Origin of the sequence: Acidovorax sp. A1169 (assembly GCF_030704685.1) — a bacterium.
Lineage (GTDB): Bacteria > Pseudomonadota > Gammaproteobacteria > Burkholderiales > Burkholderiaceae_C > Acidovorax.
In genome coordinates, this window is the sequence record NZ_JAUZDX010000001.1 from 625972 (window position 1) to 638952 (window position 12981).

The following is a 12981-nucleotide window of genomic DNA, read 5'->3' on the forward strand; positions in this document are numbered from 1 at the left end:
GAATGAAGTCAGAAACTCGATGGAGCGGATTCTGAAGTGCCGCAGGCGCTTTTGGCGCAGGGCGCGCGCAAGGCACGGGCGGCCCCGGTGACATATGTCACGGATAGCCTGCCCGCGCGGCCCACCAGGTCGCTGCGGGGCAGTCCATCCCCTGCCGCGCAGGCCGATCAGCGCTCGACGGTCTTGTTCCAGCGCGCGTTCCAGGCGGGGCGGTTGGCGTTCACGGAGTCCCAGTCCAGCGTCACGGCGTTCTTCATCCACTGGCTGATCTGCGCCACCTGGGCAGCGCCCTCGCCCACGGCCGGGGCCTTGGGGTTGGTGGGGATCTGCGCGCCGAACTGCAGCACGTTGGCCTGGGCCAGCGGGCTCAGCAGGAACTCGGCGAGCTTTTGCGCCAGCTCGGGTTCGCTGTTGTTGGCGATCACGCACTGGCCCACCATCAGCACCACCGAGCCTTCCTTGGGCTGCGCGTACTCCACCGGGATGCCCTTGGACTTGAGCGCGGCCACGGCCGTGGGGGTCAGCGGGAACATCGCGGCCTCGCCGGTCTGCACCATCTCGGAGATCTTGGCCGAGCTCGGGATGTACTCCAGCACGTTCGGGCCGATGGTCTTGGCCCAGTTGTTGAAGCCCGGCTCCACGTTCTTGTCGTTGCCGCCCTGGATGCGGTTGAACATCAAAAAGCCATGCAGTCCGAAGGACGAGGAGGGCATGGACTGGAACACCACCTTGCCCTTGTACTTGGGATCGGCGAAGTCCATCCACGAGGTCGGTGGCGCCCAGCCCTTCTCGGTGAACATCTTGGTGTTGTAGGCGATGCCCGTCATGCCCAGGCTCACACCGCTGGCCAGGTCGTCCTTGAAGCGGGCGGCGGGGTAGATTTCATTGAGGTGCGGGTTGGGTCGCTGCTTCTGGCACAGGCCCATGCCCATGGCGCGCACCATGATGCCGTCGTCAAGGAACATCACGTGCATCTGCGGCCTGTCCTTGTTGGCCTGCGCCTTGGCCAGGATGTCCGAAGAGGTGCCCGGAACCACCACCACCTTGGCGCCATGCAGCTTCTCGAACGCTGGGAAGACGTACTGCGTGTACGCCTTCTCCATCGTGCCGCCGTTCATGCCGATGTAGATCGTTTTCGTCTGGGCACCGGCCATGCCGCTGGCGGCCAGCGCCGCCGCCGCGGCTGTGGTCAGCAGCGCACGGCGCACAAAAGAGGTCTGGCGAGAAGAGGTCATGGGGTCTTTCCTTTCAGGGTGTTGGAAGGGTAGCGGTCAGGGGATCGAAACTCAATGGGCAGCGGCCGCCGCCGGGGCGCTGGCAGGGAAAAAACGCCCGATGGAAAAGGCGTCGGTGGGTGTGCTGCTGCGGCCGTCGCGGGCCAGGTCTGCCAGCACTTCACCGGCAGCTGGGCCGATCTGAAAGCCCGCCCCCGCAAAGCCGAAGCCGTGCAGCAGGCCGGGCGTGGTGCGGCTCTTGCCGAGCACGGGCTGGCGGTCGGGCAGGTAGCCCTCGGTGCCGCTCCAGGTGCGGATGAAATGCGCGTGCTTGAGCACCGGCAGCAGCTCGATGGCCTGCACCGCCAGCGCCGCGATGGCACTTCGTTCCGAGCGTGCACGGTCCGCATCCAGGCCAATGCCCGAACCGCCGCCCAGCACCAGGTTGCCGCGTGCCACCTGGCGGCAGTAGATGCTGCCGCCCTCCACACCCAAGCTCCAGTGCATGAAGAAGGGCAGGGGCTCGGTCACGGCCATGGCCGGGTGGCCCGACTGCAGCGGCACGGCCTCGCCGAACTGGGTGGCCAGCGGCCCCGACCATGCGCCTGCACAGTTGATGAGCACGGGCGCACGCACCGTGAGCGCCGTGCCCGAGCGCAGCACGAACTGCCGGCCGTCGTGCTCCACCTCGGTCAAGGGCGTGCGCTCGAAGATGTGGGCGCCCGCGCGCCGGGCGGCCAGGGCGAACGCGGGGGACACCAGGCGTGGGTTGGCCTGCCCGTCCTCACGGCAGAGCGATCCACCCACGGCCTTGCCACCCAGCCAGGGGCAGCGCTCGCGCAGCCGCTGGCCCGAGAGCAGCTCGATACCGAGGCCGTAGTCGCGGCTCATGGCCTCGTAGCGCTCCAGCGCAGCCAGGTCGTCCTCGCTGCGCGCGATCTTGAAATGGCCGGTGCGCTGGTACTCGCCATCGGTGCCCAGCAGTTCGGGCAGCCGGCCCCAGATCTCGTGGGCACGCTGCGCCAGCGGCAGCTGGCTCAGGGGGCGGCCCTGGCGGCGCACGCCGCCGTAGTTCACGCCGCTGGAGCGCGAGCCGCACAGGTCGCGTTCGAGCAGCACCACGTTCACACCCCGGCGGCGCAGCGCGAGCGCCGCCGAGGCGCCCACGATGCCGCCGCCGACGATGGCCACGTCGGTGTCCATCAGGCGCGGGTTGCTGGTCAGGTGGGGTGCGGCGGCGCTCATGCAGCGGATCCGGTGTGCTGGCTGGCGGCCTGCAGATGGATGGGAATGGGTTTGATCGGCGCCTGGCCACGCAGCCGGCCCACCAGTTCCACCGGCTTGCCGGTGGCGTGGGCCAGGATCTCCGCCGCCGCCACGCCGCAGCTGCGGCCCTGGCAGCGCCCCATGCCCACGCGGGTCAACGCCTTCAGGCGGTTCATCTCGTCGGCGCCAGTTTCACTCACGGTGTCGCGCAACTGGCCGGCTGTGACATTCTCGCAGCGGCATACCACCAGCTCGTCGGGCGCCTGCGCGGCCCAATCGGTGGGGAAGGGAAAGGCCCGCTCCAGCCCTTCGCGAAAGCGCTCCAGGTGCGTGAGTTTGCCTTCGAGTTCCTGGGCACGGGCTGCATCCACGGACACCCCCTGGTCGGCCAGCAAGGCCAGGGCGGCACGCTCGCCGGCCCACTCGGCCGCATCGGCACCCATGATGCCCGCGCCGTCGCCCGCCAGGTAGACCCCCGCCACGCTGGTGCGTCCGGCGGCATCGCGCTCGGGCAAATGGGCTCGCTGCAGGGGCGCCCAGGCAAAGCGGCAGCCCAGCAGGTCGGCCAGCTGGGTTTCGGAGCGCAGTGCGTAGCCCAGGCCCACGGCGTCGCAGGCCAGGGTGTGTTCGCGCGTGCCGTCGCTCCACACCACGCCATCCACGCGTTCGTCACCCAGCACGCGCACGGGGCGCACGCCGGTATGGATGGGCACGCCATGCGCGCGCAGCCAGCCCACGTAGTACACGCCCTTGGCGAACACGGCGGGCTGGGTCAGCATGGCCGGCACGGCGGCCACCTGGTCGGCCAGGCGCGCAGTGTCGAGCACGGCCGCCACGGTGGTGCCGGCACGTGCGTACTGGTAGGCCACCAGGTAGAGCAAGGGCCCGTTGCCCATCAGCACCACCCGGCTGCCGATGGTGCAGCCCTGGAACTTGAGCGCCACCTGCGCGCCGCCCAGGCTGTACACGCCGGGCAGGGTCCAGCCCGGCACGGGCAGCACCCGGTCGGCCGCGCCGCTGGCCACGATGAGCTGGCCGTAGGGCACGGTGCGCGTGGTCTGCGTGGGGCCATGCAGCACGTCGAGCAGGTCGCCCTGGGCGTTCCAGACCAGGCTGTCGGGCCGGTAGTCGATGCGCTCGGCGATGCCATCGAGGGCCGCATGCACGGCCGTGGCGCGCGCGGCCTCGGTGCCGTACAGCGCCGATGCCGGTCGCTGAAAATGCGCAGGCGGGCGCCGGTAGATCTGGCCGCCGCCGCGCGCCGATTCGTCGAGCAGCACGGGGCGCACGCCATGCGCGGCCAGGGTCTGCGCGGCGCGTATGCCGGCGGGGCCCGCGCCCACGATCACGGCTTGCAGGGTCTTGTCGCTCATGCGGCGCCCTCGCCGGTGCGCAGGGCCATGCCCGGCGCGATGAAGGTGGCGCAGGCGCGCAGGCGCTCGCCGCTGTCGGTCTGCACCCAGCAGTCCTGGCAGGCGCCCATCATGCAAAAGCCGGCGCGCGGCTCCTGGCTGAACTCGTTGTGGCGCAGCCGCGCCTGCAGGGTGAGGATGGCGGTGAGCACGGTGTCGCCTTCGAGCGCGCTGGCCGGCTGGCCATCCAGCACAAAGGGCACGGCCTTGCGCGTGGTCTCGGCCACGCGGCGCAGCAGCGGCAATGCAGGGGAGGTCGTCGTGGCCATGGGCTTACTTGCGCCCCACCAGCACCCGGTCCAGGCCGTACACGCGGTCCAGCAGCACCATGGCGAAGGCCGTCACGGCCACCATCAGGGCCGACACGGCAGCCATCAACGGGTCGATGGACTCGGTGGCGTACATGTACATGCGCACCGGCAGCGTCACCGTGCTCGGCGAGGTGACGAAGATCGACATGGTCACCTCGTCGAAGCTGTTGATGAAGGCCAGCAGCCACCCGCCGGTGACGCCCGGCAGGATCATGGGCAGCGTGATGCGCGTGAACACCGTGGCCTGGCTGGCACCGAGCGAGAGCGCCGCATGCTCTGCACTGCGGTCGAACCCGACCAGCGCTGCCACCACCAGGCGCAGCGTGTAGGGCGTGACGATGAGCGCATGTGCCAGCACCAGCCAGCCGAAGCTGCCCGTACCGCCCACCAGCGCGAACAGGCGCAGCAGGGCCACGCCCAGCACCAGGTGCGGAATGATCAGCGGCGAGAGGAACAGGCCGTTGAGAAAGCCGCGCCCGGGAAAGTCGTAGCGCGTGATGGCAATGCCTGCGGGCACGGCCAGCACCGTGGCCAGCGTGGCCGACGCCAGCGCCAGCCACAGGCTGTTCCAGAACGACTGCGCGAAGTCGGGGTGTTCGAACACCGCCCTGAACCAGCGCAGCGAGAACTCGGTGGTCGGCAGGGTCAGCGTGTTCTCGGGCGTGAAGGCCACCACGCACACGACCACCAGGGGCGCGAGCATGAAGGCAATGACGAGGGCGTTGAACGCCAGGGCGAGGGGGCCGTTCTTGTGCATGGTCAGATTTCCTGCGGGATCGTCATGGTCATCCCAGCGCCTTTTTGTAGCGGCCTTCGACCAGCCGGTTGTAGCTCAGCATCACCACCAGGTTGGCCACCAGCAGGGTCAGGGCCACGGCCGCGCCCAGCGGCCAGTTCAGTTCGTGCAGGTACTCGTCGTAGACCACGGTGGCCACCATCTTCAGGCGCCGCCCACCCAGCAGGCCGGGGATGGCGAAGGAGCTGGCCGCCAGGCCGAACACGATCAGGCTGCCCGAGAGGATGCCCGGCAGCACCTGCGGCAGCACGATGCGGCGCAGCGTGGTGAAGGGCGATGCCTTGAGCGAGAGGGCCGCGTTCTGCACCCCGGGGTCGAGCTTCTGCAGCGAGGTCCACACGGGGATCACCATGAAGGGCAGCATCACGTGCACCAGCGCCACGATGACGGCGATCTCTGTGTAGAGCATCTTCACCGGGCCGATGCCGATGAGCTTGAGCGTGCCGTTGACCAGGCCCTCGGGCCCGAGCAGCATGCTCCAGCCGAAGGCCCGCACCACCACCGAGACCAGCAGCGGCGCCAGCACCACCAGGAGCAGCACCGATCGCCAGGGGTTGCCCATGCGGCTCAGGATGTAGGCCTCGGGCGCGCCGATGGCGACGCAGATCACGGTGACCAGCGCCGAGATCCAGAAGGTGCGCCAGAAGATGGCGTGGTAGTACGAGTCGGTGAACACGTGGGCGTAGTGCTCCAGCGTGAACTCGTCGGCCTTCACGCCCGTCATCGGGTCGAAGGCATTGAACGACAGCACGGCCGTGAGCGCCAGCGGCACCAGCAGCAGGCAGGTGAACAGCACCAGCGCCGGGGCCGACAGCCACCAGGGCACGGCCTTTCGGGTGGCGCTGCTCATGGGGCCACCTCGGCCTCGGGTTCGGCCACGGCGGTTTCGTCGGCGGGCAGCAGGCGCATGCAGTGGTCAGGCCAGTCCACACCGGTGCGGTCACCCTCGTCGAGCGCGTTGCGGCCGTCATTGGGCACCAGCACCATCAGTTCGCCCACGGGGGTGGCCACACGGTACAGCCACTGGCTGCCCAGGAAGAAGCGTTCGCCCACCTCGCCGTCGAGCCGGCCCTGCACGGCGGGTACCAGCTGCAGCTTCTCGGGCCGCACGCTGAGCAGCACGGCGGCGCCGGGCCGAAATTCCGGGCCCTCGACCTGCACGGCCAGCGAACCCACGGCCACATGGGTGCGTGCCGCACCGCTGGCCGTGACCTTGCCGGGCAGCAGGTTGGCCTTGCCCACGAAGGTGGAAATGAAGCGCGTGCGCGGGTGCTCGTATACGCGGTGCGGGTGGTCTATCTGCGTGGCGCGGCCGGCCTCCATCACCACCACGCGGTCGCTGATGGACATGGCCTCGCTCTGGTCGTGCGTGACCATCACCGTGGTGGTGCCCACCTTGCGCTGGATCTGGCGCAGCTCGAACTGCATTTCCTCGCGCAGCTTGGCATCGAGGTTGGACAGGGGTTCGTCGAGCAGCAGCACGGGTGGCTCGATCACCAGCGCGCGTGCCAGTGCCACGCGCTGGCGCTGGCCGCCCGAGAGTTCGCGCGGGTAGCGTGTGGCGTGGGCTTCCAGGTGCACCAGCCCCAGCGCCTGGGCCACGCGCTCCTTGCGCTCGGCCTTGGGCATCTTGCGCATCTCCAGACCGAAGCTCACGTTGTCGGCCACCGTCATGTGCGGAAACAGCGCATAGCTCTGGAACACGATCCCCAGGCCGCGTGTATTGGCCTTGGCGTGCGTGATGTCGCGGCCATCGAGTTCGATGCGGCCATTGGTCACCGCCTCGAAGCCCGCCACCATCTGCAAGGTGGTGGTCTTGCCGCAGCCAGAGGGGCCCAGCAGCGAGACGAACTCGCCTTTTTCCACCGAGAGGTTCATGGCCTGCACCGCGCAGGTGCCGCCATAGAACTTGGTCACGTCAGTGAGTTGAAGGAAGGACATGCACGGGCCTTTCTGGTCGCTGTTTCATCGCCGCGCCATGGCGGCCTCTGGGGTGCTTGCTCCCTGTCTGCACCGGTGCGGTGCGGGTTTCGGCATTCCGTGGACTGTCTTGCGCTTTCGATTCAATGTATTGCAGTAATCGGGCCAGATCGCATCGGGTATTCCATTAATCAGAATATTTATTGAATTTATTCCATTTAATGGAATATGATCATGACCGAAAATGCCATCTATTCCACAGGAGCAGTGCATGGAACCAGCGTCCCCCTCCACGGGCGGAGTGCCCCGCATGTTTGCCGTCATCCGGGCCCTGGCCGAGGTGCAGGCCGAAGGTGGGCGAGTCACCCAATTGGCGCGTGCCGTGGGCCTGACCCAGGGCACGACGCACCGTTTGCTGCAATCGCTGGTGGCCGAGGGCATGGCCGAGCAGGACGAGCGCAGCAAGCTCTACCGGCTGTCCATCGATTTCTTTGCACTGGCGGCCAAGGCCGGCAACCCCGGGGACCTGCGCAGCCTGTGCCGGCCCGCGCTGCTGCGCCTGAGCGCCAGCCTGGGCGACAGCATCTTTCTCCTGGTGCGCAGCGGCTTCGACGCGATCTGCCTGGACCGCAGCGAGGGGCCGTTCCCCATCCGCTCCTTCACCGGCGACATCGGCGGGCGTGTGGCGCTGGGGGTGGGGCAGGGCGCCTTGTCGATCCTGGCCTTTCTGCCCGAGGCCGAGCGCGAGGAGGTGATCCGCTTCAATCTCTCGCGGGTGCGCGAGTACGGCGTGTACGACGAGGTCTACCTGCGCACCGAGATCGAGCGCGTGCGCCAGACGGGCTATGCTGCCCGCAACACGGGCCTGCTCGAAGGCATGGCCGGCGTGGGCGTGCCCGTGCTCGACCGCGAAGGCCGGGCGGTGGCTGCCTTGAGCGTGGGCACCATCGCTGCGCGCCTCAACGAGGACCGCCTGCCCACCGTGGTGGAGTTGCTCAAGCGTGAGGCAGCGGCCATCGGCCCGCGCATCCACCCCTTCGATGCCACCTTGCGCCGCCCCACGCAAAGTCTGGCGGGCCAGCAGCCGGAGCAGCGCCTGGTGCCTGGCGGCACGCCGGTCACACCCCACTGAGCTTGCTGCCAGCGGCGTATGCTGCGGGTTCCTGCCGCACCGGGTTCCAGGGATGCGGCGCTTTCCACCCCCTTGCCAGCTGCCATGAACCCCATCCTCACCCTCGTCGTGTACTTTGCCATCATCACCTGGCTGCTGGTGGTCGTGGCCAGCCTGATCCGAGCCCGCGCCTGGACGCCCTCGGGCCTGCTGCTGGCCTTCGGCAACCGCGACCATCTGGCCGATCCGGGGGCCTTTGCCGGCCGCGCCGAGCGCACTGCGCGCAACAGCTTCGACAACCTCGTGTTCTTTGCCATCCTGGGCCTGGCGGCCACTGCCAGCAACCGCACCGGCAGCCAGGTGGTGCTAGGTGCCCAGGTTTTCTTCTGGGCGCGCATGGTGTACATCCCGGTGTACTACATCGGCATTCCGTATGTCCGCACGGCGAGCTGGGCCGTGAGCATTGCCGGGCTGGCGATGATGGCGGCGGCCTTGCTGTAGTTCGCCCGCAACGTGCGCGGTGCGAATGGTGGGCGGTGGTGATGCCGGGCACAGCGGGTGGTATGGGCCTGCCACTGCGGCACGGGGCACGACCTACAGTCGGTGCTCATTCCTCTACGGCCAAGTGCCGCACCCATGACCACACTGCACGACGCCAGCCCCGAATACCTCCAACAATGCCGCAACGCGCAGGCTGCCGAACAAGCCGCCTCGCTGGCAGCAACCAACCAGTGGGCCCATGTCCACAAGGCCCGGGCGCACCAGGACTTCCAGCGCTTCTACGAGGAGCTGGCGCCGCTGATCGACAGCACCGAGCCTTCCTCGCCGGCCATTCAGGCCCTCATGGCGCAGCACCATGCCATTGCGTCGCGCTTTTATGCGCCGTCACGCGAGGCCTATATCGGCACGGCACTGTTCTATGCCGACAACCCCGACATGAAGGCCTTTCACAATGCCTACCACCCGCGCATGGTGGAGTTTTTGGGCGAAGCCATCCACGCCTACGCACACAGTCATCTATAGGGTGGAGTGGGCGGCAGTGGCGATGCCTGCACACTGCGCCAGCAGCCAGTCCCTGAAGGCCTTGACCAGCGGCGTCTGCGCGCGCGCCTCAGGGTAGACGAGGTAGTAGGCCTCGCTGCTGGTGAGCACGTCGGTGGACAGGGCCACCAGTGCCCCCGAGGCGAGTTCGCCTTCGATGAGAAAGCGCGGCAGCAGCGCCGCGCCCAGACCCGACACCGCCGCCTGAGCGATCATCGAGAACTGCTCATAGCGCGGGCCGCGCAGCGCCTGCGGGGTGGGGGCGCCCAGGCGCTCGAACCATTCCGTCCATTGCGTGGGCCGGGTGTTCTGCTGAAGCAGCACGGCGCCTGCCAGGTCGGCCGGCGTGCGCAGGCCCTGCTGGGCGCGGTAGTGGGGACTGCACACCGGCAGCACCTCTTCGTGCATCAGGTACTCGCACACGGCGCCGGCCCAGTGCGGTGCGCCGAAGTGGATGGCCGCGTCCATCGGCTCCTGCGCAAAGTCGAAGGGCTCGGAGCGGGCCGAGAAGTTCACCGTGGCATCGGGGTACAGCGCCATGAAGCCCGGCAGCCGCGGAATCAGCCAGCGTGTGCCCAGGGTGGGCAGCACCGCCAGGTTGAGCAGGCCGCCCGCGCTCGAAAACGCCATGGCCTTCTGGGTGGCGGCCGACAGCTGCTGCAGGAGGGCGCGCACGTCGGCGGCATACACCCGCCCGGCATCGGTCAGCACCACGCGCTGGCGCACGCGGTGGAACAGGGCCATGCCCAGCTGTTCTTCCAGCTGGCGTATCTGGCGCGACACGGCGCTTTGCGTGAGGTGCAGTTCCTCCGCTGCGCGCGAGACGCTGGTGTGGCGTGCCGCCGCCTCGAAGGCGAGCAGGTCGCCCACGGGCGGCAGGAAGGTCTTGCGAAACATGGCTATTCATGCCCGTCAGGAATGACTCTCAGGGTTTACACCGCTGGCGCACCGCTGTGGTGCCTGCCTCATCCCCGAAATGGGCACAGGTGTTGACGTGACTTGATTCTATTTGCGAATCAAGTTGTTCCAATTTTTTGCTATCCGCCACCCGGCGATTGGGCGATATTGGGTGCATTGATTTTTGGAATGCCGCCATGTCCGCACCCTCTGCTGTCTCCCACTCCCTCGTGACCGATGTCGATGCGCTGCTGCAGCGCCTGGGCGTGCCGCGCGCCGCCTACACCGGCGGCGACCTGCCGGTGCGTTCGCCCATCACCGGCGAGGCCATCGGTGCCGTGCACGAGGTCTCGGCGACCGCCGCCACTGCCGCCATCGCCCGCGCTCAGACGGCCTTCCAGGCCTGGCGCAACGTACCGGCCCCGCGCCGCGGCGAGCTCGTGCGCCTGCTGGGCGAGGAACTGCGCGCCGCCAAGGACGACCTGGGCCTGTTGGTGACCCTGGAGGCCGGCAAGATCCCGTCCGAAGGCCTGGGCGAGGTGCAGGAAATGATCGACATCTGCGACTTCGCGGTCGGCCTGTCGCGCCAGCTCTACGGCCTGACCATCGCCACCGAGCGCCCGGGACACCGCATGATGGAAACCTGGCACCCGCTGGGCGTGTGCGGCGTGATCTCAGCCTTCAACTTCCCCGTGGCCGTGTGGTCGTGGAATGCCGCCCTGGCACTGGTCTGCGGCGACTCGGTGGTCTGGAAGCCGTCCGAGAAGACGCCCCTCACCGCCCTGGCCACGCACGCCATCGCCCAGCGCGCGCTGGCCCGCTTTGGCGATGCGCCCGAGGGCCTGCTGGAGCTGCTGATCGGCCAGCGCGCCATCGGTGAGGTGCTGGTGGACGATGCCCGCGTGGCCGTGCTCTCGGCCACCGGCTCCACGGCCATGGGCCGTGCCGTCGGCCCGCGCCTGGCAGCGCGCTTTGCCCGCGCCATCCTGGAGCTCGGTGGCAACAACGCCGCCATCGTCGCGCCCTCGGCCGACCTGGACCTGGCGCTGCGCGGCATCGCCTTCGCCGCCATGGGCACGGCCGGCCAGCGCTGCACCACGCTGCGCCGCCTGTTCGTGCACGACAGCATCTACGACACGCTGGTGCCGCAGCTCACCAAGGTGTACGGCAACGTGCAGGTGGGCGACCCGCGCGCCGCCGGCACCCTGGTCGGCCCGTTGATCGACCGCGCCGCGTTCGACGGCATGCAGAAGGCCCTGGACGAAGCCCGTACCCTGGGCGCCACGGTGCATGGCGGCGACCGTGTGCAGGGCGTGGCTGGCAGCGACGCGTACCATGTGCGCCCCGCGCTGGTCGAGCTCTCAAAGCACGAGGGCCCGGCCCTGCACGAAACCTTCGCGCCCATCCTCTACGTGGTGCGTTACGGCACGTTCGACGAGGCCATCGCCTGGAACAACGCCGTGGGCGCCGGGCTGTCGTCCTCGATCTTCACGCTCAACGTGCGCGAGGCCGAGCAGTTCATGTCGGCGGCCGGGTCGGACTGCGGCATCGCCAACGTCAACATCGGCCCGAGCGGTGCCGAGATCGGTGGCGCCTTCGGCGGCGAGAAGGAAACCGGTGGTGGCCGCGAAGCCGGCTCCGACAGCTGGAAGGCCTATATGCGCCGCGCCACCAACACCGTCAACTACTCCACCGCGCTGCCGCTGGCGCAAGGTGTGAAGTTCGACGTCTGAGCACTGCGCCAAATTCCGGGAGTACCAGCATGCCCATCGTGATCATCGGCGGCGGCGTGATCGGCAGTGCCATCGCGTACTTCCTCACGCAGCAGCAGCCGGGCTGCGAGGTCGTGGTGGTGGAGCGGGATCCGACGTACGCACGCGCCTCGTCGGCGTTGTCGGCCAGCTCCATCCGCCAGCAGTTCTCCACCGACATCAACGTGCAGATCTCGGCCTATGGCATCGGCTTTCTGCGCAATGTGGGCACGCTGCTGGCTTGCAATGGCGACGTGCCCGACGTCGGCCTGCACGAGGGCGGCTACCTGTACCTGGCCACTGCGGCTGGCGAAGCCACGCTGCGCGACAACCATGTGCTGCAAAAGCGCCATGGCGCCGACGTGGCGCTGCTCGGCCCGGATGAACTGGCCGAGCGCTTCCCCTGGCTGGCGCTGCAGGACGTGGTGCTGGGCTCGCTCGGCCTGTCGGGCGAAGGCTGGTTCGACGGCTACCTGCTGCTGACCGCGCTGCGCAAGAAGGCCCAGAGCCAGGGCGTGCGCTACATCGCCGACGAGGCCGTGGGCTTTGCCATGGCCGCCAGCGACGGCGTGCAGCACGTGACCGCCGTCCAGCTGAAAAGCGGTGCCTCACTACCCTGCAGCCATGCCGTCAATGCAGGCGGTCCCTGGGCTGCCGCCATCGCAGGCTGGGCGGGCATTGCCTTGCCCGTGGTGGGCAAGCGCCGCACCGTGTTCCATCTCTCCAGCCCGGCCCAGTTGCCACGCTGCCCGCTGCTCATCGACACCAGCGGCATCTGGCTGCGGCCCGAGGGCCAGGGCTTCATTGCCGGGTTTGCACCGCCCGCCGACCAGGATGAAGACTTCGCCCCGCTGGAGCCCGAATACCACGCCTTCGAAGAGCATGTCTGGCCCCTGCTTGCCGAGCGCATCCCGGGCTTCGAAGCACTGCGCATGCAGGGCGCCTGGGCCGGCTACTACGAGATGAACACCTTCGACCACAACGCCATCGTGGGCCTCTCTCCTGCCAGCGACAACCTGGTGTTCGCCAATGGCTTCTCGGGCCACGGCCTGCAGCAGTGCCCTGCCGTGGGGCGGGGCGTGGCCGAGCTGTTGCTCACAGGCGGCTACCAGAGCCTGGACCTGTCGCCCCTGTCCATCACGCGCATCGCCGAGAACCGGCCGCTGCTGGAGAAGAACGTCATCTGAATCGCAGCAACGCCGCATTCGTGTGGCGCGCCCCACCGCTTTCCCAACGCCATCCACAACAACCATCGGAGACAA

At 68.5% G+C, this 12981-nt stretch carries 13 protein-coding genes; 5 read left to right on the forward strand and 8 right to left on the reverse strand.

What is annotated here, in order from left to right; all coding sequences use genetic code 11:
* Nucleotides 1–167: 167 nt before the first annotated feature.
* Genes QYL93_RS02795 through QYL93_RS02825 form a run of 7 tightly spaced genes read right to left on the reverse strand, consistent with a single transcriptional unit; the run spans nucleotide 168 to nucleotide 6940 of the window.
* Complete coding sequence (locus tag QYL93_RS02795) at nucleotides 168–1235, reverse strand: ABC transporter substrate-binding protein (protein WP_305742218.1); 1068 nt, start codon at nucleotides 1233–1235, stop codon at nucleotides 168–170.
* 51 nt (nucleotides 1236–1286) lie between these two features.
* On the reverse strand, nucleotides 1287–2459 hold the full coding sequence (locus tag QYL93_RS02800; protein ID WP_305742219.1) for an FAD-binding oxidoreductase: 1173 nt from the start codon (nucleotides 2457–2459) through the stop codon (nucleotides 1287–1289).
* Complete coding sequence (locus QYL93_RS02805; RefSeq protein ID WP_305742220.1) at nucleotides 2456–3853, reverse strand: NAD(P)/FAD-dependent oxidoreductase; 1398 nt, start codon at nucleotides 3851–3853, stop codon at nucleotides 2456–2458. The genes QYL93_RS02800 and QYL93_RS02805 overlap by 4 nt, the downstream gene beginning before the upstream one ends.
* Nucleotides 3850–4161 carry a (2Fe-2S)-binding protein gene (locus QYL93_RS02810; RefSeq protein ID WP_305742221.1) on the reverse strand — a complete coding sequence of 104 codons (312 nt, stop codon included), beginning with the start codon at nucleotides 4159–4161 and terminating at the stop codon, nucleotides 3850–3852. Before QYL93_RS02810 ends, QYL93_RS02805 begins: the two co-directional genes overlap by 4 nt.
* A 4-nt stretch (nucleotides 4162–4165) precedes the next feature.
* Nucleotides 4166–4960 (reverse strand): ABC transporter permease, encoded by a 795-nt coding sequence (locus tag QYL93_RS02815; RefSeq protein WP_305742222.1) that lies wholly within the window; start codon nucleotides 4958–4960, stop codon nucleotides 4166–4168.
* 28 nt (nucleotides 4961–4988) lie between these two features.
* Nucleotides 4989–5849 carry an ABC transporter permease gene (locus QYL93_RS02820; RefSeq protein ID WP_305742223.1) on the reverse strand — a complete coding sequence of 287 codons (861 nt, stop codon included), beginning with the start codon at nucleotides 5847–5849 and terminating at the stop codon, nucleotides 4989–4991.
* On the reverse strand, nucleotides 5846–6940 hold the full coding sequence (locus QYL93_RS02825; protein WP_305742224.1) for an ABC transporter ATP-binding protein: 1095 nt from the start codon (nucleotides 6938–6940) through the stop codon (nucleotides 5846–5848). Before QYL93_RS02825 ends, QYL93_RS02820 begins: the two co-directional genes overlap by 4 nt.
* Nucleotides 6941–7190: 250 nt before the next feature.
* On the opposite strand from QYL93_RS02825, the gene QYL93_RS02830 reads away from it, so the two are divergent.
* The 3 genes from QYL93_RS02830 (at nucleotide 7191) to QYL93_RS02840 (ending at nucleotide 9053) form a co-directional block, all read left to right on the forward strand.
* Nucleotides 7191–8051 carry an IclR family transcriptional regulator gene (locus QYL93_RS02830; protein ID WP_305742225.1) on the forward strand — a complete coding sequence of 287 codons (861 nt, stop codon included), beginning with the start codon at nucleotides 7191–7193 and terminating at the stop codon, nucleotides 8049–8051.
* Between the two features lie 84 nt (nucleotides 8052–8135).
* On the forward strand, nucleotides 8136–8531 hold the full coding sequence (locus QYL93_RS02835) for an MAPEG family protein (protein WP_305742226.1): 396 nt from the start codon (nucleotides 8136–8138) through the stop codon (nucleotides 8529–8531).
* 135 nt (nucleotides 8532–8666) lie between these two features.
* Nucleotides 8667–9053, forward strand: coding sequence for a TipAS antibiotic-recognition domain-containing protein (locus QYL93_RS02840; protein WP_305742227.1), 387 nt, complete (start codon nucleotides 8667–8669; stop codon nucleotides 9051–9053).
* Here the strand turns inward: QYL93_RS02840 and QYL93_RS02845 are convergent.
* Nucleotides 9048–9968 carry a LysR family transcriptional regulator gene (locus QYL93_RS02845; protein WP_305742228.1) on the reverse strand — a complete coding sequence of 307 codons (921 nt, stop codon included), beginning with the start codon at nucleotides 9966–9968 and terminating at the stop codon, nucleotides 9048–9050. The two genes, QYL93_RS02840 and QYL93_RS02845, sit on opposite strands and share 6 nt — an antisense overlap.
* 197 nt (nucleotides 9969–10165) lie before the next feature.
* On the opposite strand from QYL93_RS02845, the gene QYL93_RS02850 reads away from it, so the two are divergent.
* Nucleotides 10166–11701 (forward strand): aldehyde dehydrogenase family protein, encoded by a 1536-nt coding sequence (locus QYL93_RS02850; RefSeq protein WP_305742229.1) that lies wholly within the window; start codon nucleotides 10166–10168, stop codon nucleotides 11699–11701.
* 29 nt (nucleotides 11702–11730) lie between these two features.
* A complete protein-coding gene (locus tag QYL93_RS02855; protein WP_305742230.1) occupies nucleotides 11731–12906 on the forward strand; it encodes an FAD-binding oxidoreductase in 1176 nt (391 codons plus the stop codon).
* The last annotated feature ends 75 nt before the right edge of the window (nucleotides 12907–12981 follow it).

What these genes read in the sequence shown, in the direction of transcription:
- QYL93_RS02795 (WP_305742218.1), bottom strand. Translation starts at nt 1,235, where the DNA reads ATGACCTCTTCTCGCCAGACCTCTTTTGTGCGCCGTGCGCTGCTGACC.
- QYL93_RS02800 (WP_305742219.1), bottom strand. Translation starts at nt 2,459, where the DNA reads ATGAGCGCCGCCGCACCCCACCTGACCAGCAACCCGCGCCTGATGGAC.
- QYL93_RS02805 (WP_305742220.1), bottom strand. Translation starts at nt 3,853, where the DNA reads ATGAGCGACAAGACCCTGCAAGCCGTGATCGTGGGCGCGGGCCCCGCC.
- QYL93_RS02810 (WP_305742221.1), bottom strand. Translation starts at nt 4,161, where the DNA reads ATGGCCACGACGACCTCCCCTGCATTGCCGCTGCTGCGCCGCGTGGCC.
- QYL93_RS02815 (WP_305742222.1), bottom strand. Translation starts at nt 4,960, where the DNA reads ATGCACAAGAACGGCCCCCTCGCCCTGGCGTTCAACGCCCTCGTCATT.
- QYL93_RS02820 (WP_305742223.1), bottom strand. Translation starts at nt 5,849, where the DNA reads ATGAGCAGCGCCACCCGAAAGGCCGTGCCCTGGTGGCTGTCGGCCCCG.
- QYL93_RS02825 (WP_305742224.1), bottom strand. Translation starts at nt 6,940, where the DNA reads ATGTCCTTCCTTCAACTCACTGACGTGACCAAGTTCTATGGCGGCACC.
- QYL93_RS02830 (WP_305742225.1), top strand. Translation starts at nt 7,191, where the DNA reads ATGGAACCAGCGTCCCCCTCCACGGGCGGAGTGCCCCGCATGTTTGCC.
- QYL93_RS02835 (WP_305742226.1), top strand. Translation starts at nt 8,136, where the DNA reads ATGAACCCCATCCTCACCCTCGTCGTGTACTTTGCCATCATCACCTGG.
- QYL93_RS02840 (WP_305742227.1), top strand. Translation starts at nt 8,667, where the DNA reads ATGACCACACTGCACGACGCCAGCCCCGAATACCTCCAACAATGCCGC.
- QYL93_RS02845 (WP_305742228.1), bottom strand. Translation starts at nt 9,968, where the DNA reads ATGTTTCGCAAGACCTTCCTGCCGCCCGTGGGCGACCTGCTCGCCTTC.
- QYL93_RS02850 (WP_305742229.1), top strand. Translation starts at nt 10,166, where the DNA reads ATGTCCGCACCCTCTGCTGTCTCCCACTCCCTCGTGACCGATGTCGAT.
- QYL93_RS02855 (WP_305742230.1), top strand. Translation starts at nt 11,731, where the DNA reads ATGCCCATCGTGATCATCGGCGGCGGCGTGATCGGCAGTGCCATCGCG.